A 19,233-nucleotide genomic window follows, 5' to 3' on the forward strand; every position below is an offset into this window, starting at 1 on the left:
GGGTGCTCGCGGTCGCCGGGGCCGCCGTGTGGGCCACCCCCGCCGCCCGGGGGGGGCCCCACGCCCGCCTCGCGGTGCGCGACACCGGCTGCGGCATGCCCCCCGAAGTGCTGGAGCGGATCTTCGAGCCCTTCTTCACGACCAAGGCCGTCGGGGAGGGCACGGGGCTCGGGCTCGCGGCGGTCCACGGCATCGTCCGCAGCCACGGGGGCAGCGTCATCGTGGAGAGCGAGCCGGGCCGGGGCTCGGCGTTCCAGGTCTTCCTGCCGCTGGCCGCGGAAGCCGCGCGGGAGCCTTCCGCCCCGGCCCCGGCTGCCCCTGCCCCCCGGGGCACCGAGGCGGTGCTCTTCGTCGACGACGAGGAGGCCATTGCGGAGCTCGGCCGGCGGTCCCTGGAGAGCCTCGGCTACCGCGTGACCGCCACCACGAGCAGCGTGAGGGCCCTGGAGCTCTTCCGGCGCGACCCGGCGGCGTTCGACGCGGTGGTGACCGACCAGGCCATGCCCGAGCTCTCGGGCGCCCAGCTCGCGCGCGAGCTCCTGGCCCTGCGGCCGGAGCTGCCCATCGTGCTCTGCACGGGCTTCAGCCGCACCGTGACCCCCGAATCCGCCAGGGCCCTGGGGGTGCGCCGCTTCGTCTCCAAGCCCGCCACCCTCGCAGAGCTCGGCAGGGCCCTGCGCGAGGCCCTGGACGAGGGCGTGTCGGCGCAACTGCCCAGGGGGACGGCCGCGCCGGGGTGAGGCCGGGTCAGGCCGGCGCGCCCGCCCTGGGCCCCCGGCGGCGGCGGGGCCTGCGGCGGCGCCGGGGGCCGGCTCCTGCCGAAGGGGTCTCCTGGCCCGAGAGATAGGCTTCCCAGTAGGCGACCAGCTCCCCGAGGCCCCCCGCCAGCGCAGCCCACCCGCGAAAGAGCGCCCAGGCCTCCGGGAACTCGGGCTTTCGCACGAATTTTCCCTTGGTGCGGTAGGCCTTGCCCCGGGCCAGCCGGTAGCAGGAGAGGAGCAGGTCCGCCGCCAGGTGCCGCAGGTGGGCCGAGATCTGGTAGCGCTGGGTGAGGGACTCCAGCAGGGGAGACAGGATCCCGTAGGCTTCGTCGAGGCCGGCTGAGGGGGTCAGGGGGTAGCGGGCGCAGACCGTGGGAAGGAGCAGGGCCGCCAGATAGCGTGCTTCGTCGGGCGCCTCGCCGCCGGCCACCCGCTCGTCCAACGCTCCCACGAGGGGAAAGACGCCGTCCAACACGTCTACCTCGGGCAGGAGGTGGCCGAAGAGGTCATAGCGGTGGGCCTCGGCGAGCACTGCCGCCACGATGCCCCGGTGCTGCATCTGCCGCAGTTCCTCCCGCAGCCGCGCCGGTGAGGACTCGGTAATCCGGTGGGCGTTGCGCCGCAGCGCGGCCTGGGTTGCCTCCTCGATGCGGAACCCCAGGCGCACGGCGAACTCGATGGCCCGGAGCATCCGGACGGGATCTTCGCGAAACCGCTCGTCGGGGTCTCCGATCACGCGGATCAGGCCGTGTTTCAGGTCGTCGAGCCCTCCCACGTGGTCCACCACCGAGAAGTCGTCGGCGTTGTAGAACAGGCCGTTCACGGTGAAGTCGCGGCGCCACGCGTCTTCGTCGGGGCTGCCGAAGACCGTGCCCTCCAGGTCCAGGTCTTCGGGGGGCAGGCTGTCCTCGTGGCCTTGGGCCGCGCGGGTCGCCAGGCCGCGGAAGGTGCTCACCTCCACGATCTTCTCCGCCTCCCCCTTGCGCCGGAAGAAGACGTGGGCCAGGCGGAACCGGCGGCCGATGAGCCGGCAGTTGCGGAAGAGGCGGCGGATCTCGCTGGGCCGGGCGTTGGTGGCGACGTCGAAGTCCTTGGGCTCGTGTCCCAGGAGCAGGTCGCGCACCGCCCCCCCCACCAGGTAGGCCTGGTATCCCTCCCGGCGCAGGCGGTTCAGGATCCAGAGCGCGTCGGGATCGATGAGCTTGCGGCTGATGGGGTGGTCCGGCCGGGGCAGGACGACGGGGTCTCGGGATCTGGGGTCTTCCATCCGCAACCGGTCTTCCAGGGTTCGAGGGGCGCCCCCTTCTAGCACCGTCGCGGCCTCGTGCAAAGAAAAAAGGTCTCTTCCGGTGAAGGGGTGGCACGCCCGCCACCCCGAATCCGTTGGCGCTTCGACTATAGCGGGCGGGAAGACCCCGTCAACGGTTCGGTCCCCGACGACGCCCGGAAAACCGATTGACTCTCCGGGCGCGGAAGGCGTAAGCTCCTTACCCTGTGGAGGGGATGAGCACGACACCCCACCGGCGGCAGGTACCGAGCGGCAGACTTCGAAAGGGAGCGGCCTCGGGTAGGCCAGCTCCCTTTTTCCGTTACCGCCGCGTCGGATCAGCACGAGCCACTCCGATGGAACAAGAAAGATCCAGGGTGGAGTTCCTCCTCTCTGGGCGCTTCGAACCATCGCAAGTGCACCACATGGGTCGAGCACCCAGAGTCTGAAAGGAAAGGAGGTACGCACCATGGCAAGAGGAACCGTGAAGTGGTTCAACGACCAGAAGGGTTTCGGCTTCATCACGCAAGACAACGGCGGCCCCGACGTCTTCGTGCATTTCAGCGCCATCCAGGGGCAGGGTTTCAAGACCCTGACCGAAGGGCAGGCGGTGGAGTTCGAAGTGACCCAGGGCCCCAAGGGCGCCCAGGCGTCCAACGTCCGCCCCGGCTGACCGCGGGCTGGCCTCGCGACGAAGAGAGCGGGTCCCCTCGGGACCCGCTCTTTTTCTTCCCTTTCCCCACCCCCGGCCCCGCCGGACCCAACCCCTCCCGGGAGGACCCCATGGCCGTCACCGCCCCGTCCGTAGGAGAACCCATCGCTTCCCGCTGCACCAAGTGCCGACGGGAAACGAGGCACGTCATCGTGTCCGTGGTGGGGGACGCCGCCGCCCGCGTGGAGTGCACGGTGTGCGAGGGGGTGCACAACTACCGAAGCCCCCTGCCCAAGGCAGCGGCGCCGCGACCGGCCGCGTCCGCGGGGCCCCGCCCGTCTCGGCCCAGGGCCGCGCGGTCCGCCGCCGCCTCGGCCGTGGAACAGGAGTGGGAGTTGCGGGTGGGGGGCAAGGATCCCGCGGGGGCCGTGTCCTACCCGACCGCGGGCGGCCGTCTGCGCTCCGGAGATCTGCTCGCCCATGCCACCTTCGGCCTGGGTGTGGTGCGCAAGATCATCCCGCCCAACAAGATCGAGGTTCTCTTTCGCGCCGGCATCAAGCGGCTCGTCTTCGGCCCGTGAGCCGCGGCCGCCGTCAGGGCTTTCCCGCGAGGACGGCGTCCAAAGCCCCCAGCACGGCGCCCAGGGAGTCGCGGGCGCGGCCCAGGCGGTCGTAGTCCACCGAACCCCGCATACCGTCCAGGCTCTTCCCGATCTCCCGGGCAGCCCGTTCGAGCTGATCCAGAATACCGCCGATTGCGTGGGCCTGCGTTGCGCCGCGTGCCACGGTCACCTCCCGGCCAAGGGGGGCTCCTTCGGGGAGAGCCCCGTGTCCGAGCCCTTCTACGCCCTCGCCTGCGGGCGGGTCAACGGGTGTCCCCGTCCCGACTCCCCGTCTTTGACAAACGAGACCGCCGGAGTCACCTTAGCGGCGTCGTGCGAACCCAGCCGAGCGAGGGGCGACCGCCCATGAAGACCCAATATACGGCCATCGTAGAGAAAGACCGGGGCTGGTACGTGGCCCACTGCCTGGAGATCCCGGGGACTGCCGGCCGGGGGCCCACCCTGGAGTCGGCCAAGGAGAGCCTGGCCGAGGCCATCGTGCTGGCGCTGGAGCGACAGGAGGGCGGGGAAACGCTCGCACCTGCGACCCTCCACTGACACCGCCGCCCGAAACGCGCAGCCCCCGGCCTCCCCCAGGCGGGTGCGGCGGCCTGGAGCCGGGCCCAGAGCCCGTTCGGGAGGCGGTCCGCCCCGCTTGACCGTCTGGCGAGCCCTGTGACAGCATTCGCCCCATGGTCTGCCCGAGCCGCCGCGGGGGCACTGCCCACCGGCTTTCCGAGACGCCGTCATGACCTTCCCCCGGAGCTCGGAGCGGCTTCGGGCGGGGGCCTGGGGCGGCGCCGTCCTCCTCGTTCTGTGGTGGACTCTTCTGCCCTTTACCCGCGATCTGTCGCCCGAAGCCTTGTACCGGGCCGTTGCCGACGTGCAGTGGGTGCCCTTCGTGGAGCGGGGGCGCCCGCCGCTCTGGAGCGACATCCTGGCCAACGTCGCCCTCTTCGTTCCCTTCGGTTTCGCCGGCTGGCGAGCCCTCGAGGGCCGCCGGGGCCGTTTGGCACGGCTGCTGGCCGCGGCGGTCGCACTCAGCGTCGCCGTGGAGGTCGTGCAGCTCGCGCTACCCGCCCGGCGCACCTCGGCTACCGACGTGGTGGTGGACGGGTTCGGTGCCCTGCTGGGCGCCGCCCTGGGCCGCGGCTGGGAGCTTCGCGGGCGCGAGGCCGCCCTGGAGTGGCTCCGGCGCCTGCAACAAGGCGAGCCTGCCCACGCGCTCGTGGCCCTGTGGGTCGCGTGTCTCGCCGTGTGGGCCCTGCTTCCGGGCCCCAATCCTCCGGGGAGCAGTCTGTGGATTCAGCTCCAGAACTTCTCCTCGAGCTTTCGCCGCTTTCCCGGACTTCTCCCGTGGATCTCCGCTTCGGCGCACCTGTTCCTCCTGGGGGGTCTCTTTGCCGTACTGGCGGCCCGGACGGGAAGGATGCCCGTACCCTTGGGCGCTGTGGGCGCAGCGCTGGCTGCAGGCCTGCTCGGTCTGGGCTTGGAGCTGCTCCAGGTCCTGTCCCTGAGCCGCAGGCCCGATGTCTTTCAGGCCCTGGCCTTCGGGGTCGGGGGCGTTCCCGGCGCGCTCCTGGGGCTGGGGGGGGCCAGGGGAGGCCTGGCGGCGGCTGGAGTGGCACTGGCCCTGGGTTTCGGGCTCACCCCGGCCGGGGATTTCCCTCCGGGGGAGACCCGGGCCGCGCTGTTCCTGGGAGCCTTGCTGGTGGCTGCCGGGGGAGGGGCTGCGGTGCTCCGGGACGCACCCGCGGCCCCGGCGCAGTGAACCCGGCACACGGAGTTCCGAGGAGGACGCCATGTCGCGCAAGACGGTGGTGACGGTGATCGGCCAGGACCAGGTGGGCATCGTCGCCCGGGTGGCCACCTGTCTGGCCGAGAACCGGGTCAACATCGAAGACATCAACCAGAAGATCCTGGGGGGCACGATCTTCGCCATGACCCTGTTGGCCGACCTGGAGGCCTCCCCCCTGGACCTCCCCGAGCTCTCCAGCCGCCTCCAGGCCTCGGTGGAGGGGATGGGCCTCAAGGTCGTGGTCCAGGACGCAGAGGTCTTCCGGTACATGCACCGGGTGTGAGAAAAAAGAAGGGCGCCCCCAGGAAGGGGACGCCCGATGGCATAGGAAAAAACCGGATCCGGATCGCGTTACGTTACGAGGCGGTCTCGCTCCCTGTGCCCGCGGTGCGGCGCCGGGCGGCGCCCGCCAGCCCCAGGAGCCCGGTGCCCAGCAGGAGCGCCGTGCCGGGCTCGGGAATCACCCCGCCTCCGCCGCCCCCCCCGCCGTCCACGACGACCCCCGCGTCGTGGGAGAAGGGCGCGAAGACCGAGCGGATCTTGCCGCTGTTGCCCGCCGCCACCGAGTTGTAGAGATCGAAGTGCAGGAAATCGCCCGTAAGAAGACCGGCGACCGTGATCTCGTACACGCTGATCTGCCCCTTCTTGTCTGCGTCGGGCGTGTCCGGGAACGCGCCGATGAAATCGGCGATGGGGGAGTCGGTCAGGGTGAAGTCCCCGAGCCGGAACTCCTGCCAATAGGTTCCGTCTCCGTAGATTCCGTGGGTGGGCAGGTCGTTGCCGTCCGTGAGCTTCGGGGCGCTGCCATCGGTTACGGTCTGGCTCCAGCCGGGAGTGCTGGTGCCCGCTCCTCCGGTCGGGGTGCCGGTTGCCAGGTTGCTCGGGGTCGACGGATCCACATAGCTGGCGTAAAGAGGGTCGGCCGCATTCACCACGGATCCGACCAGACTGAAGGTGACTTCGTCCCGCGGGGAGTACGCGATGGCGAGCTTCACGTCGGTGATGGGCCCGCTGTTGTTCCCGGTGTTTCCGATGGCCCAGAGCCGCAGGGGCTCGTCTGTGTCGTAGCTCTCGATGAACCAGCTCTCGCTGGTGGCGTCGTAGGTGGCGCCTTCGAGGTAGAGCTGCAACTCGGGGATGGCGTGGGAGGCGCCGGGCGCCAGGGCCAGGCTTCCGAGGAGGACCGCCGTCCAGGCCAGTTTGCGGGTCACCATGTTCGATGCTCTCCGTGGGCGAACGCTGCTTCCGTGGGGTGGCGACACGTACGGACTATGCAGGGATCGTGCCGGCAAGGGCAAATTCTCCATTGCGAACGAAAAACGGCGTCGCTGCGGCTCTCTGGCGGAAGGGGTCCGCGCCGTCTCGGCGGCGCAGGCAGGGAAGAACCCTTCCTAGGTTCTCAAAAGCGGAAAACAATTTCCCACCTTTCCCTACTTTCCATCCCCCAGGTACGACCTGGCCTGCCCGGCCGCGGGTGAGGCCGGCGCCAGCCGCACGACCTTTTCCAGAGCCTCTCGAGCCGCTTGGGCTCGCCCCAAGGCGTCCTGGTTCAGCCCCCAGTGCAGGAGTACCCGCGGGTCTTCCCCAAGCGCGGCGACGGCCTCCGAGAGGAAGGGCTCCGCCTGCGCGGTATGGCCCGCCCGGTGGAGGGCCCAGCCCAGGGTGTGGAGGACCACCGGGCTCCGGGGGGCCTCGGCGAAGGCCCGCTCGGCCAGTGCCAGGGCTTCCGCGACCCGATCCTGCTCCAGGCACAGATACGCCAGGTTGTTCGCCGTGACCGGCTCGTCCGCAACCCGGTCCAGGAGCTGGCGGTAGGTCTGCTCGGCCAGGGCTTCCTCGCCGGCCTGCCACTGGATTTCGGCCAGCAGGTTGTAGGCTTCGGGGCGGTAGGGGTGCAGGTGGATGGCCTCCTGGAGCTCGACCCGGGCCCGGGAGATGTCCCCCATTGCGCGCAGGATCCGGGCGCGCAGCAGGCGCGAAGCCCAGTAGTTGGGCTCGACCAGGAGGCTTCGGTTGGCGTGCCGCAGCGCCGCCTCGTGGTTGCCGCCGGCCAACTCCAGCGAAGCAAGGAGGTTGAGCACCGCGGGAGACTCGCCCTGGGTGGCCTGGAACAGGGCCAGGGCCGCCCGGGCATCCCGTCCGCGCCCCAGGGCTTCGAGGAGGTTCGCCCGGGCCACCAAGGGCTCCAGCGCCTTGGGGGCCCGTTCTGCCGCGCGCTCGTAGGCCGCTAGAGCCCGGTCGGTTCGGCCCAGGGCGCGCTCGGCGTCGCCCAGCAGGGTGAGCAGGCCGGCGTTGTCCGGGGCCCGGGCCAGGAAGCTCTGGGCGAGGTCCCGCGCAGCCCGGGCGTCTCCCTTTTCGAGAAGGAGGCGGGCCCGCAGGTACTGGGCCTGGGCCATGCCCTGCCAAGGGTTTCTGAGGGCGTCGAGCTGCTCGAGGGCCCGATCGTACTCCCTCTGCCGGCGCAGGACCCCCGCCAGGTCCAGCCGTGCGAAGAGATGGTCGGGGACCCTGGCCACCACCGCTTCGAGCTCGGCCCGGGCCCGGCCGAGCCGGCCCTCGTCCGCCAGGGCTCGGGCGTAGAGGAAACGAGTGTCCACCGAGAGATCTCCCCGGGCCACGAGCCCCCGGAGGATCTCCAGGGCCCAGTGGGAACGGCCGTCCAGCAGGTACATCCATGCCTCGAGGCGCCGGGCAGCCCCGCCGGAGTCTCCCGCCACCCGCACGAGGGGGAGAAGCCCCCGCGCCTGCTCCGGGTCTCCCCGCAAGAGGCTCACGTACGCGAGGAAGGAGGCGAGCTCGGCATCTTCCGGCGAACGCGTCCGTTCCCGAGCGAGCACCTCCTGCGCCCCGGGGAGATCCCCGAGCTGGACCAGGAGCTCGGCCCTCTTCACGGCCATGCGGGCCGACGCCGGAGGGTCCGCCGCCAGCTCCCCGTGGGCATCGTCCAGTAGCTTCAGCCCTTGCGCCAGGTCCCCCTTTCGGACGAGGAGCCTGGCCTGAGCCACGGACACGGCAGGGTCGCGGGGGGCGCCGACGGCCGCGAGGGTCTCGTGCGCTGCGGCGTGGTCTCCCAGCAGGCTCTGGAGGTCGGCAAGGGCCGTGAGCAGAAGCACCGATCCCGGTTGTGCGGCCAGTCCTTCCCGTAGGATGGCCAGTGCCTGGTCGGGGGCGCCGGCGACGAGGGCCTGACTCGAGGCCTCGACGTAGGCTTCTGCCGGGGGCGCCCCGGAAAAGACCTTCTCCCAGGCCGCCCAGGCCTCGGCGGGCCGCCCCAGGGCGGCGAGGGCGCGCGCCTCGAGCCGGCGGGCTTCGGCGGATCCGGGCGCGCCCTCGAGAGCTCCCCGAGCCAAGGCCAGCGCCTCCCGGTACTGGCCAGCCGCCCAGGCCAGCCCCCCGAGATCCACCGAGGCTCCCGGGTGCTGGGGAGACAGACGCAGCACCCGCTCCAGCGCACGGCGGTGCTCCCCCGGCTGGCCCGCCCGCTCCAGCGCCCTGGCCAGGCCGTAGGCGGCTTCGGCGTCCTGGGGCCACTTCTGGAGGGCGGCCTGGAACTCGATGCTGGCTTCCCGGTGGCGGTTGGCCGTCAGGTAGGCTTCGCCCCGCTGCCGATGGGCGGCGGCCTGCTCCGCGGGGCCCTTGCCGCAGGCTCCCAGGAGAGCCGCCAGGCTCAGCAACCAGGCGATGGAGGCAAGGCGTGCCATGGGGGTTCTCCTCACCATCCGCGGTGCACCGGGACGTCGGGGTGGTCGGCCTCGAGCACCCTCTCCAGGGCGAGGGTGTCGCCTTCCAGCACCGGGAAGTGGCGCATCCCGTGCTCCTTCATGGGGCGGGAGGCCTCGGTGATGGGGGTGGCGGCGGTCACCGTGACCGGGTTGGGGGTCACCCACTTCTGGACGAGCATGGAGCTCCTCCTGGCGACGGGATCGGCTTCGGGAAGCCCAAGGGGGCGCGACCGATCGGCGGGCGGGCCGGGGCCCCGCGTGGTACCATGCGGACCGCCGACTCTCCCCCCGCGCAGGCGGGAGGGGCGGCCCGGAGAGAAAGTATCACCTTGCCTCGGGACGTGTCACCTCATCTGGAGCCGAGCCGTGTCCGAACCCGCCGCGTTTCGCGCGCTCTTTCCCGTAACCGAGCACCTGTGTTACCTCAACCACGCCGGCGTGGCGCCCATCTCCACGCGGGTGGCCTGCGCGCGGCGGCAGGCCACCGACGAGTGCCTGGCCTGGGGGGCCTTTCGCTACCCGCGCCTCCTGGCGGGGATCGAGGGGGCGCGGGCGAGCGCCGCGCGCCTCCTGGGGGCGGCGCCGGCCGAGGTGGCTTTCATCAAGAACACCTCCGAGGGGGTCTCCCACGTGGCCCTGGGCTACCCCTGGCGGGAGGGGGACGCGGTGGTCGTGCCCGAGGGGGAGTTTCCCGCCAACGTCTACCCCTGGCTGAGCCTGGAGCGCCGGGGGGTGCGGGTGCTTCGGGTCCCGGCCCGGGAGGGGCGCCTCTCCCTGGACGACTTCCGGGCGGCGCTGGACCAGCCCGGGGTGCGGGTGCTGGCGGTCTCCTCCGTGGAGTTCGAGACGGGCTTCCGCAACGACCTGCCCGCCCTGGGCCAGTTGTGCCGGGAGCGCGGGATCTTCTTCTTCGTGGACGCGATCCAGAGCCTGGGCTGCCTGCCCCTGGAGCCCGAGGCCTGCGGCATCCACGCCCTGGCCGCCGACGCGCACAAGTGGCTCCTGGGGCCGGAAGGGATCGGGGTCTTCTACCTGGCCCGGGAGGTCTGGGACCGGCTCGTGCCCGCCGAGGTGGGGTGGAACGCGGTCTCCGCCCCCCTGGAGTTCTCCCGCATCAACTTCGCGCTGCGCCCGGACGCCCGCAAGTTCGAGTGCGGCAGCCAGGAGACCATCCTCGTCCACGGTCTGGGCGCCGCCCTGGACCTGATCCTGGAGGCGGGCATCGGGACCATCGGCCGCAGGGTGCTGGAAACGGCCGACCTCCTGGCCGAGGGGCTCTCGGCCCGGGGCTACCGGGTGCTCTCCAGCCGGCAGCCAGCGGAGCGCAGCGGCATCGTGGCGTTTGCGCCCCGCCACGGGCCGGCGGCGGTGGTGGAGCGCCTGGCCTCGGCCCGGGTGTTTGCCGCCGCCCGGGGCCGGGGGGTGCGGGTGTCGCCCCACTTCTACAACGACCGGGATGACGCGGCCCGGTTCTTCGAGGCCCTCGAGGACGCGGATTCTTGACACCCGGAAAGGCTTTGCGTTACCCATCCGGCGCACCGGCTCGGCCGGGGCCGTTTCACCCCCTCGCCCCCCTATCCCTGGAGCGTGCGACCATGCCTGCCGTGAAGACCCGCTTTGCCCCCAGCCCCACCGGCTACCTCCACATCGGGGGCGCCCGCACGGCCCTGTTCAACTACCTCTACGCCCGCCGCCACGGGGGCACCTTCGTCCTGCGCATCGAGGATACCGACCGGGAGCGGTCCACCGAGGAGAGCACCCGGGCGATCCTCGACTCCATGGAGTGGCTGGGGCTGCACTGGGACGAGGGGCCCTACTTCCAGAGCCGCCGCACCCAGACCTACCTGGAGCACGCCGACCGGCTGCTGCGCGAAGGCAAGGCCTACCGCTGCGATTGCCCCCCGGAGCTCCTGGACGCCAAGCGGGAGGCGGCCGTCAAGACCCACGGCAAGGCGATCTACGACGGCACCTGCCGGGACCGCACCGACGTGGACCCCTCGCGCCCGCACGTGGTGCGCTTCCGGGCCCCCCGCACGGGGCAGACCGTGGTGCACGACCTCCTGCGGGGCGAGGTGTCCTTCGAGAACGCCGACCTGGACGACCTGGTGCTCCTGCGCTCCGACGGGGGGCCCATGTACAACTTCGTCGTGGTCGTGGACGACATCCTCATGGGAATCACCCACGTCATCCGGGGCGACGACCACCTGACCAACACCCCGCGCCAGATCCAGCTCTACCAGGCCCTGGGGAGCCCGCTTCCGCAGTTCGCCCACGTGCCCATGATCCTGGGGGAGGACAAGAAGCGGCTCTCCAAGCGCCACGGCGCCACGAGCGTGGAGAGCTACCGGGAGGCGGGGTACCTGCCCGAAGCCATGGTGAACTTCCTGGTGCGCCTGGGGTGGTCCCACGGGGACCAGGAGATCTTCTCCTTGGAGGAGCTGGTCCGCCTCTTCGACCTGGACGGCGTGGGGCGCTCCGCCGGGGTCTTCAACGCCGACAAGCTCCTGTGGCTCAACGCCCACTACATCAAGGAGTGCCCGGCCCCCAGGCTCCAGGAGCTGGTGCGCCCCTTCCTGGAGGCCCGGGGCTACGACATTTCCGACCAGGCCAAGCTCGGCGTGCTCGTGGAGGTGCTGCGCGCCCGGGCTCCCAGCCTGGCCGACTTCGGCGTCCAGGCCGCGCCCTACTACGAGCGGGAGGTGGCGCTGGACGCGGACGCCGCGCGCAAGTTCCTCACCCCCGAGTCCGCCCCGCTCCTGCGGGAGCTCGCCGGGGTCTTTGCGGCGGCCCCCGAGTGGACCCCCGAGGTTCTGGAGCCCCCCTTCCGGGAGCTCGCCGAGCGCCGGGGGCTCAAGATCGGCAAGCTCGCCCAGCCCCTGCGGGTGGCGGTGACCGGCTCCACTGCGAGCCCCGGGATCTTCGAGACCGTGTACCTCGTGGGGCGGGAGTGGACCCTGGAGCGCCTGGCCCGGGCCGCGGAGCTGGCGGAGAAGGGGTAGGGCTCCCCCGACAAATCGCTATCGGTATCGGTATCGGTATCGGTATCGAAATCGACGTCGATCCCGATAGCGATACCGACTGCTTGGACTTGCGGGACTATGGCGCCTACCCCCGGGGGTGGTGCTTGCGCACGAGCTCGATCAGGCGCTTTCGGGTGACGTGGGTGTAGACCTGGGTGGTGGCCAGGTCTGCGTGGCCGAGCATCATCTGGACGCTGCGCAGGTCGGCCCCGCCTTCCAGGAGGTGGGTGGCAAAGGAGTGGCGCAGGGTGTGGGGGCTCGTCTCGGCGGAAACGCCGGCCGCCCGGCTCGCGGCCTTCACGAGCTTCCAGAGGGACTGGCGGGAGAGGCGGCGGCCGAAGCGGTTGAGGAAGACGTGGGGGTTGCGCCGCCCCTTGAGGAGCAGGGGCCTGCCCTCGTACAAGTACGCCCGCAGGGCCTCCAGGGCCCGGCCTCCCACCGGCACCACTCGCTCCTTCGAGCCCTTGCCCACCGGCCGCACGTAGCCCGCCGAGAGCTCCACCCGGTCCAGGGTCAGGTCCGAGACCTCCGAGACCCGCAGCCCCGAGGCGTAGAGGAGCTCCAGGATGGCCCGGTCGCGCAGGCCCTGGGGGCCGTCGGGCCGGGGGGTCTCCACCACGGCGCGGGTCTCCTCGGGGGAGAGGGTGCGGGGCAGCGTCTTCCAGAGCTTGGGAGACTCCAGCCGGGCCAGCGGGCTCACCTCGGCGAGGCCCTCTGCCACGAGGAAGCGGTAGAAGCTGCGTAGCGCCGAGACCCGCCGGGCGCCGGTACGGGGCGAGAGCCCTTGCGCCCGCTGGGCCTTGAGCCACGCCAGCACCTCACGCCCGGTCGCCCGGGAGGTCTCGGGGCAGCCGGCGCCGGCGAGAAAGGCGAGAAACGCCGAGACGTCCCGCGCGTAGGCGTCGACGGTGTTTCGCGAGAGCCCCCGCTCCACCAGGAGGTGGTCGAGGAAGAGGCCCAGGTGGTCAGGGGGACGATGTCCGTGGTCCGTTGCCCGTTGGGGTTTGGGGGCTGCGGGTGACACGTTTCCGGTTGGCTCCTGCGCCTCGCCTCCCACGGCTCCCGCCTCCCGCTTCACGGCTCCGGCCTCGCCCGCCCGCTCAAATCGTTTTTTCCTGCCGGATCGGGAGCCAGAGGGTGACGGTGGTGCCGGCGCCGGGGCGGCTGGCGATGTCCACGTCGCCCCCGTGGCGGGTGACGATGCGGTGGACCATGGTGAGGCCCATGCCCGCGCCGGTCATCTTCGACGTGTAGAAGGGGTCGAAGACGTTGGCGAGCTCGGACTTGGCGATGCCGCACCCGGTGTCGGTGAAGCCTGCGCGCACCCGCGGGCCCTCGGCGGTCAGGGCCACCGTGAGGGTGCCGCCGGGCTCCATGGCCTCCAGGGCGTTCTGGATCACGTTGCCCACGGCCAGCACCAGGTTGCTCCGGTCCCCTTCGAGGGGGGGCAGGTCCGGAGCGAACTCGCGCACGATCCGGATGTGCCCTTCCTCCAGCTGTCTTTCCCGTTGCGCCAGGGCCGCGTCCACGACCTGCGCCAGGTTCACCGGCTCGTAGGGAGCGATCATCAGCGCCTTGAACCGGACGATCTCCTCCACCATGTTCTCCAGGCGCTCGACCTCCTTGATGATGTGCTCGGCATAGTCCCGCAGGGGGTCTCCCTCGGAGAGACGGTCGCGGATGCGCCGGGCGAAGCCCCCGATGGTCACCATGGGGTTTCGCACCTCGTGGGCCACGCCTTCGGCCATCTGCCCCAGGGCCCCGAGCTTTTCTTCCGTGACCCGCTTCTCCTGGATGGTGCGCAGGTTCAGGAGGCTCCGGACCCGGGCCATGAGCTCCTGGGGGTTGAAGGGCTTGGTGACGTAGTCGTCGGCGCCCGTGTCGAGGCCGCGGATCTTGTCGGGCACCTCCCGCTTGGCGGTGAGCATGATGACGGGGATGCCCCGGGTGGCCTCCTGGGTCTTGAGTCGCCGGCACACCTCGAACCCGTCAAGCTTGGGCATCATCACGTCGAGGATGACGAGATCGGGCTCCTCCTCGGCCACCCGCGCCAGGGCCTCCTCGCCGTCGTAGGCCTCGCAGGTCCGGTACCCTGCGGCGGCGAGCCGCTTGGCCAGGAGCTCCACGTTGTCAGGGTTGTCGTCCACCACGAGGACCTTGGGGGGGTTGCTCACGACGGCCTTTCCTGCAGGTAGCTCTCCACCTGGCCGGGGAGCTTGCGCACGTCCACCGGCTTGGAGAGGTACCCGTCGCACCCGGCCTCCAGCGCCCGCTCCCGGTCCCCTACCATGGCGTAGGCAGTGAGCGCCACCACCGGCACCCGTCCCAGCTCCGGGTCGGCCTTGAGGCGGCGGGTCGCGTCGAAGCCGCTCATGCCCGCGAGGTTCAAATCCATCAGGACCAGGTCGGGCCGCTCGCGGGCCGCCACCTCCAGGGCCTGCTCGCCGCTCGTGGCCTCGAGCACCCGGTAGCCCTGGCGGCCGAGCACCTTCACCACCAGGGCCCGGTTGTCGTCGTTGTCTTCCACCACCAGGACGGTGGCCTTCATGTTTCGCCTCCCGGCGCGGGGTATTTGCGGGGCAGCCACACCGTGAACCTGCTGCCCACGCCTTCGCGGCTCTCCACGCCGATGGAGCCGCCGTGGAGCTCCACCAGGCGTTTGGCGATGCTGAGCCCCAGACCCGTGCCTCCGTGGGTGCGGGTGATGGAGCCGTCGAGCTGCTTGAACGCCAGGAAGATCTCTTCCTGGCTCTGGGCGGGGATGCCCATGCCCGTGTCCTCCACGTCCACCCGCACCCCGGCGGTGTCGTTGCGGGTCTCGCCTGCCACGGTCACGGTGACCGAGCCCCGGTCCGTGAACTTGATAGCATTGTTGACCAGGTTGTTCAACACCTCCCGCAACTTGTTGGGATCTGCGGCTACCTTGAGGTCTCCCGTCTCCAGCACGGCCCGGCACGCCACGCCTTTCTGCTCCGCGAGGGCCCGTTGATCGTCCACCACCTCGGCCACGAGCTGTCCCAGGTCGAAGGGGTGGACCTCGAGCTCCATGCGCCCGGCCTCTATCTTCGACAGATCCAGGATGTCGTTGATGAGCCGCAGCAGGTGCTGGGCGTTCTTCTCCACCCGGTCCAGGCTCTTGCGCTGCTCGGGGGTCACCGGCCCGTCCACCTCGTCGAGGACGAGCTGGGTGTAGCCCAGGATGGAGTTCATGGGGGTGCGCAGCTCGTGGCTCATGTTGGCCAGGAACTCGCTCTTGAGCCGATCGAGCTCCTGGAGGTCCCGGTTGGCCGCCTCCAGCTCCCCTGTGCGCTCGCGCACCTTCTCTTCCAGGGTGCGATTGAGCTCCCGCACCTCGGAGTACAGGCGCGCGTTGGTGATGGCAAGTGCCAGCTCGCTCGCCAGGGCCTCGAAGGCCTCCACGAACTTCTGGGAGAAGAACCCCTTGCGGGTGTGGCTCGACGCCGCAAGCACCCCCAACACCTGGTCTTCCTGCACAATGGGAGTGGCGATGAGGCTCTGGAGTCCCGGCATCGCCTGCACCTCCAGGGGTGCCGTGGGTCCCAGCAGCCTCACGTCGGAGAGAAAGACCGTCTTTCGCCCCAGGACTGCCTGGCCCACGTAGGAGCGGGGATCGGGCCGCCCCTCCAGGGCCGGCGCATACTCATCCCCGCAGCCCCGCGCCATGCGGGGCCGCAGGACCCCGTCTTTCAGGAGGAACACCCCCTGGCACTCCAGCCCCAGGTCGGCGGCGATGAGGTCGAGCACCGAGGCGATGGCCGTTCCCTCGTCCAGGGTCGAGGCCACGCGCTTGGAGGCTTCGAAGAGCACCGAGAGCTCCACCACCCGCCGCTGGAGCTCCTCCCGGCTCTCCTCCAGGGAGAGGGAGACCGCGCCGAAGACGTCGAAGATCTCCTCGAGGGTCGTGCCCTTGAGGGAGAGGTACCGCTCCACCACCTGGCTCGCCGCCGCCTGTCCCACGGCACCCGCCAGGGTCCGCTCCACGAACCCCCGCAAGTCGAGCATGGTGTCGTCGGAGACGAGGGTTCCCGCCCCATAGGGCCTGCCGCCGAAGAACTCCCGCAGCCGCTCGGCCGCCTTCTCGGGCCCGAGGAACTTGGAGAGCAGCGCCTCCATCTCTTCCACCGAGGGAGCTCGGGCCAGGCGGAACTCGGGGCGGCGCCCCTGCGCGCGGCCCAGGGCCTCCACGAACCGCGAGACCTGCTCGGCCTCGGCCGCCGAAGGCCGGGTGAAGAGACTCACGGCGATGAAGGCGCCGGCGTTGCAGAACGTCGACCAGAACAAGCCGTGGGACCAGAGGTCGAGTCCTTCCAGCCCGAGGAAGGCCGTGGGGCGCAAGACGGCGATGCCCCAGGGCCCTTCGCTGAGGAGGCTCTCGGGCAGCCAGCCCGCCTGGGCCAGGGCGGGCACGAGGAAGAGGTAGAGCCAGGACGCAAAGCCCAGGGAGAGACCCGCCGCCGCCCCCCGCGCCGTGGCGCTGCGCCAGTAGAGGCCCCCGATGAAGGCCGGGGCGAACTGGGCCACTGCCGCAAAGCTCAGGAGCCCGATGTTCACGAGCATGAACGCCTCCCCCAGGAGGCGGTAGTACCCGTACCCCAGGAGGATGACCCCCACGATGCCCACCCGTTTGAGGTGGATGAGGTAGGGAGCGAAGTTCCGGGGCCAGCCCAGGCGCAGGAGGATCGGCATGGCCAGGTTGTTGAGGAACATGGTGGCAATGGTCACTGAGGAGACCACCACCATGCCCGTGGCCGCCGAGACGCCCCCCAGGAAGGCCACCAGGGCCAGGACCTCCCACCCCTGGTGCAGGGGCAGGGTGAGCACGAAGGTGTCGGCCATGCGCGCATCCCCGAAGATCAGGAGGCCGCCGAAGGCCACGGGGACCACGAAGAGGTTGATGAGGAACAGGTACAGGGGGAACATCCACATGGCGCCGCGGATGTGCTCCTCCGAGCAGTTCTCCACGACGCTGATGTGGAACTGGCGCGGCAGGAGCATGACCGAGGCCATGGAGAGGTAGAGGAGCGCAAACCAGGCCGTGAACGAGTCCTGGGGATCGTGGCCGAAGGTGAGCAAGTGCGCGTAGTCCTTGTGAGCGGCGATCTGGGCGAGGATGTCGCCGAATCCGTCGAAGATGCCCCAGGTCACGAAGCTCCCCATGGCCAGGAAGGCCGCGAGCTTGACCAGGCTCTCCAGCGCCACCGCCGCGACCATGCCCTCGTGGCGTTCCGAGGGGTCCAGGGTGCGAGCGCCGTACATGCCTCCGAAGATGGCCAGCACCACCGCCACCACGAACGCGGTGTCCTGGTAGAACGGCCCCGCGCTCCCCCCTGCCACCAGGGAGGCCGGCGCATACTCGGTGAGCACGGCAAAGGTGCTCGACACCGCCTTGAGCTGGAGCCCGATGTAGGGGGCATTGCCCACGATCGCCATCACCGTGACCAGGGCGCCGATCTTGGCGCTCTTGCCGTAGCGGGAGGCGATGAAATCGGAGATGGAGGTGATGTGGTTCTCCCGGGCGATGCGCACCATCTTGCGCAGCAGCGCCCACCAGGAGAAGGCCACCAGGGTCGGACCCAGGTACACCGCCAGGAAGCCGAAGCCCGAGCTCGCGGCCCGGCCCACGCTGCCGTAGAAGGTCCAGGAAGTGCAGTAGACGGCGATGGAGAGGGAGTAGACCCAGGGGTTCGAGATGATGCTGCGCCCCCGGTCCTTGCGTTTCTCCGCCCAGTAGGCCACCCCGAACAGGAGGAGCAGGTAGCCGAAGGCGATGGCCGCCACCCAGGCGGGCGTCAAGGACACCTACTCGTCCTCCTCGGGGGGGGCGCGCCGTAGCGCCCACACGTAGAGCCCGATGACGGCAATGCTGGCGGCCCACCCCACCATGAAGTACAAGAAGAGCAGGGGCAGCCCGAACAGGGTCGTGTCGCGGTTGAAGATCTGGAGAAATGGGTAGTTGATCATGAGCGCGCCGAGCACCAGCGCGATCCACCACCACTGACGCAGCTTGCTGCGGCTCCACCCGCCCACGGGGCCCTCCTCAGAGCCAGTGAAACAATCCGCTGTGCGACCGGATTGCTTCGTTGCGCATTCGCTCACTCCTCGCCTATCTACCTGATATGTCTCGTCGTTCGCTCATGCGCGCCTCGCACTCCGGTCTGCTCGCGACGATTCTTTCACAGGCTCTCACACGATGCCGAACACCTGGGGAGAGGGCGTGAGCCGCTCCACCCCGTCGGCCGTCACCCGGTAGGTGTCCTCCACGCCGACCACTCCCCGGCCCGCGAACACGAACTTGGGCTCCACCGCAAAGACCGTGCCCTCCTCCAGGGGCGCGTCGAAGCCCCGGGCCAGGAAGGGCGCCTCGTCCAACTCCAGGCCGATGCCGTGCCCCACGAAGGTCACCCGGTGGACTTCCCCCATGAAGTGGGCGGCAAAGGGGGTGCGGGCGGCGGCCTCCAGGGCCGCCTGGTAGAGCCGGGAGGCGGCGACGCCCGGCCGGGCGGCCTCGGCCACGGCCCGCTGCACCTCCAGGGAGGCCTCGAAGGCCCGGCCGAAGGGCTCCCGGGGCTCCCCCAGGGAGAACATCCGGGTCTGGTCCGAGAGGTACCCGCCGCAGTTTCCCACCAGGTCCACCACCACGGGGTCCCCCGGCTGGATGGGGCGGCGGCTCGCCCCCTGGGGCAGCGCCGGCGACGCCCCGAGACCCCCCGTGGGGGCGTCGAGGTACGAGGGGGTGGCCGCGGCGGCGCCCGCCATCACGTGCCCGTAGAAGATCTCCTGGTTGAACCCCCGCATGCGCACCATGCCCCCGTGGCCGCGCAGCCGCAGCTCGCACTCCAGGCGGGCCGCGAGCTCGAGCTCCGAGACCCCGGGCCGCAGGTAGCGCGGCACCGTCTCCAGCGCGGCGGCCACGGTCTGGGCAGCCTCCCGAATGCGGGCGACCTCCCAGGCGCTCTTCACGGCCCGGGTCCGCTGGACGGCCCCCGTGGCGTCCCCCAGGGCCGCGCCCGGCAAGAGGGCGCGCAGGCGCTCGAGCTGGGCCGCGGGGAGGACGTCCTGCTCGACCCCCAGGGTCGCCGGGAGCTCTCCGAAGGCCTCCCGGATCCGCCCGGCGAGCTCCCGCACGCTGCCCAGGGGCTGGACCGGCAGGGGGCTCTCGGCCGCCGCCCGCTCCGGGTCGCGGCGCACGAGCACCAGGGGGTCTCCCCGGGAAGGAACCACCACGTACCCTGCCTGCATGGTGCCGGAAACGTAGTACCGGTCCACGTTGTGCACCAGCACCGCCCCCTGGAGGCCGTCTTCCGCCAGACACGCCTGCAGGCGCGCCGTCCGCCCCCGGAGCTCCTCGGCGGTCGGCGCGGCTGCCGTCTCCCCCCCGGTCTCTCCCCTC

General features: G+C 70.9%; 19 protein-coding genes. 8 read left to right on the plus strand and 11 right to left on the minus strand.

The annotated features are described in order from the left end of the window. Nucleotides 1-740 (plus strand): ATP-binding protein (locus AB1578_13310; protein ID MEW6488878.1); only part of this gene is annotated, 740 nt, incomplete at its 5' end. 7 nt (nucleotides 741-747) lie between these two features. Here AB1578_13310 and pcnB read toward each other — a convergent pair. After that, a complete protein-coding gene (gene pcnB, locus AB1578_13315; protein ID MEW6488879.1) occupies nucleotides 748-2,028 on the minus strand; it encodes a polynucleotide adenylyltransferase PcnB in 1,281 nt (426 codons plus the stop codon). A gap of 469 nt (nucleotides 2,029-2,497) precedes the next feature. Here pcnB and AB1578_13320 point away from each other — a divergent pair, with 469 nt between their 5' ends. Both AB1578_13320 and AB1578_13325 read left to right on the plus strand, forming a co-directional pair. Further along, complete coding sequence (locus tag AB1578_13320; GenBank protein ID MEW6488880.1) at nucleotides 2,498-2,701, plus strand: cold-shock protein; 204 nt, start codon at nucleotides 2,498-2,500, stop codon at nucleotides 2,699-2,701. A 110-nt stretch (nucleotides 2,702-2,811) separates the two neighbouring features. Next, a complete protein-coding gene (locus AB1578_13325) occupies nucleotides 2,812-3,261 on the plus strand; it encodes a hypothetical protein (GenBank protein ID MEW6488881.1) in 450 nt (149 codons plus the stop codon). Nucleotides 3,262-3,274: 13 nt separating this feature from the next. Here AB1578_13325 and AB1578_13330 read toward each other — a convergent pair whose 3' ends face one another. Beyond that, entirely contained in the window at nucleotides 3,275-3,466 is a 192-nt protein-coding gene (locus AB1578_13330; GenBank protein MEW6488882.1) for a hypothetical protein, read from the minus strand. Nucleotides 3,467-3,648: 182 nt separating this feature from the next. On the opposite strand from AB1578_13330, the gene AB1578_13335 reads away from it, so the two are divergent. The 3 genes from AB1578_13335 to AB1578_13345 all read left to right on the plus strand — a co-directional run bounded on the left by AB1578_13335 (nucleotide 3,649) and on the right by AB1578_13345 (nucleotide 5,363). Next, entirely contained in the window at nucleotides 3,649-3,840 is a 192-nt protein-coding gene (locus AB1578_13335) for a type II toxin-antitoxin system HicB family antitoxin (protein ID MEW6488883.1), read from the plus strand. Nucleotides 3,841-4,030: 190 nt separating this feature from the next. Beyond that, on the plus strand, nucleotides 4,031-5,053 hold the full coding sequence (locus AB1578_13340) for a VanZ family protein (GenBank protein ID MEW6488884.1): 1,023 nt from the start codon (nucleotides 4,031-4,033) through the stop codon (nucleotides 5,051-5,053). A 31-nt stretch (nucleotides 5,054-5,084) separates the two neighbouring features. Then, nucleotides 5,085-5,363: an ACT domain-containing protein gene (locus tag AB1578_13345; GenBank protein ID MEW6488885.1), complete on the plus strand. Its 279-nt coding sequence runs from the start codon at nucleotides 5,085-5,087 to the stop codon at nucleotides 5,361-5,363. Between the two features lie 73 nt (nucleotides 5,364-5,436). Here the strand turns inward: AB1578_13345 and AB1578_13350 are convergent, their stop codons facing one another. From AB1578_13350 to AB1578_13360, 3 genes are all read right to left on the minus strand, one after another. Further along, entirely contained in the window at nucleotides 5,437-6,294 is an 858-nt protein-coding gene (locus AB1578_13350; GenBank protein ID MEW6488886.1) for a choice-of-anchor N protein, read from the minus strand. 216 nt (nucleotides 6,295-6,510) lie between these two features. Then, nucleotides 6,511-8,781, minus strand: coding sequence for a tetratricopeptide repeat protein (locus AB1578_13355; GenBank protein MEW6488887.1), 2,271 nt, complete (start codon nucleotides 8,779-8,781; stop codon nucleotides 6,511-6,513). 11 nt (nucleotides 8,782-8,792) lie between these two features. Then, nucleotides 8,793-8,981, minus strand: a complete 189-nt coding sequence (locus AB1578_13360; protein MEW6488888.1) for a CBS domain-containing protein — start codon at nucleotides 8,979-8,981, stop codon at nucleotides 8,793-8,795. A gap of 187 nt (nucleotides 8,982-9,168) precedes the next feature. Here AB1578_13360 and AB1578_13365 point away from each other — a divergent pair, with 187 nt between their 5' ends. Further along, a complete protein-coding gene (locus AB1578_13365; protein MEW6488889.1) occupies nucleotides 9,169-10,305 on the plus strand; it encodes an aminotransferase class V-fold PLP-dependent enzyme in 1,137 nt (378 codons plus the stop codon). Nucleotides 10,306-10,397: 92 nt separating this feature from the next. After that, the gene (gene gltX / locus AB1578_13370; protein ID MEW6488890.1) at nucleotides 10,398-11,801 is read left to right on the plus strand and encodes a glutamate--tRNA ligase; all 1,404 of its coding nucleotides are present in this window, start codon (nucleotides 10,398-10,400) and stop codon (nucleotides 11,799-11,801) included. 106 nt (nucleotides 11,802-11,907) lie between these two features. Here the strand turns inward: gltX and xerD are convergent, their stop codons facing one another. The 6 genes from xerD to AB1578_13400 form a co-directional block, all read right to left on the minus strand. After that, nucleotides 11,908-12,846 carry a site-specific tyrosine recombinase XerD gene (gene xerD, locus AB1578_13375; protein ID MEW6488891.1) on the minus strand — a complete coding sequence of 313 codons (939 nt, stop codon included), beginning with the start codon at nucleotides 12,844-12,846 and terminating at the stop codon, nucleotides 11,908-11,910. Nucleotides 12,847-12,922: 76 nt separating this feature from the next. Beyond that, nucleotides 12,923-13,996, minus strand: a complete 1,074-nt coding sequence (locus AB1578_13380) for a response regulator (GenBank protein MEW6488892.1) — start codon at nucleotides 13,994-13,996, stop codon at nucleotides 12,923-12,925. Further along, nucleotides 13,993-14,370: a response regulator gene (locus tag AB1578_13385; protein ID MEW6488893.1), complete on the minus strand. Its 378-nt coding sequence runs from the start codon at nucleotides 14,368-14,370 to the stop codon at nucleotides 13,993-13,995. Before AB1578_13385 ends, AB1578_13380 begins: the two co-directional genes overlap by 4 nt. After that, nucleotides 14,367-17,642, minus strand: coding sequence for an ATP-binding protein (locus AB1578_13390; protein ID MEW6488894.1), 3,276 nt, complete (start codon nucleotides 17,640-17,642; stop codon nucleotides 14,367-14,369). The genes AB1578_13385 and AB1578_13390 overlap by 4 nt, the downstream gene beginning before the upstream one ends. After that, entirely contained in the window at nucleotides 17,643-17,870 is a 228-nt protein-coding gene (locus AB1578_13395; GenBank protein MEW6488895.1) for a hypothetical protein, read from the minus strand. Between the two features lie 156 nt (nucleotides 17,871-18,026). Beyond that, nucleotides 18,027-19,233, minus strand: a 1,207-nt coding sequence (locus AB1578_13400; protein ID MEW6488896.1) for a Xaa-Pro peptidase family protein, incomplete at its 5' end; no start/stop codon positions are given.

Source organism: Thermodesulfobacteriota bacterium, from assembly GCA_040756475.1.
Taxonomy (GTDB): domain Bacteria; phylum Desulfobacterota; class Deferrisomatia; order Deferrisomatales; family JACRMM01; genus JBFLZB01.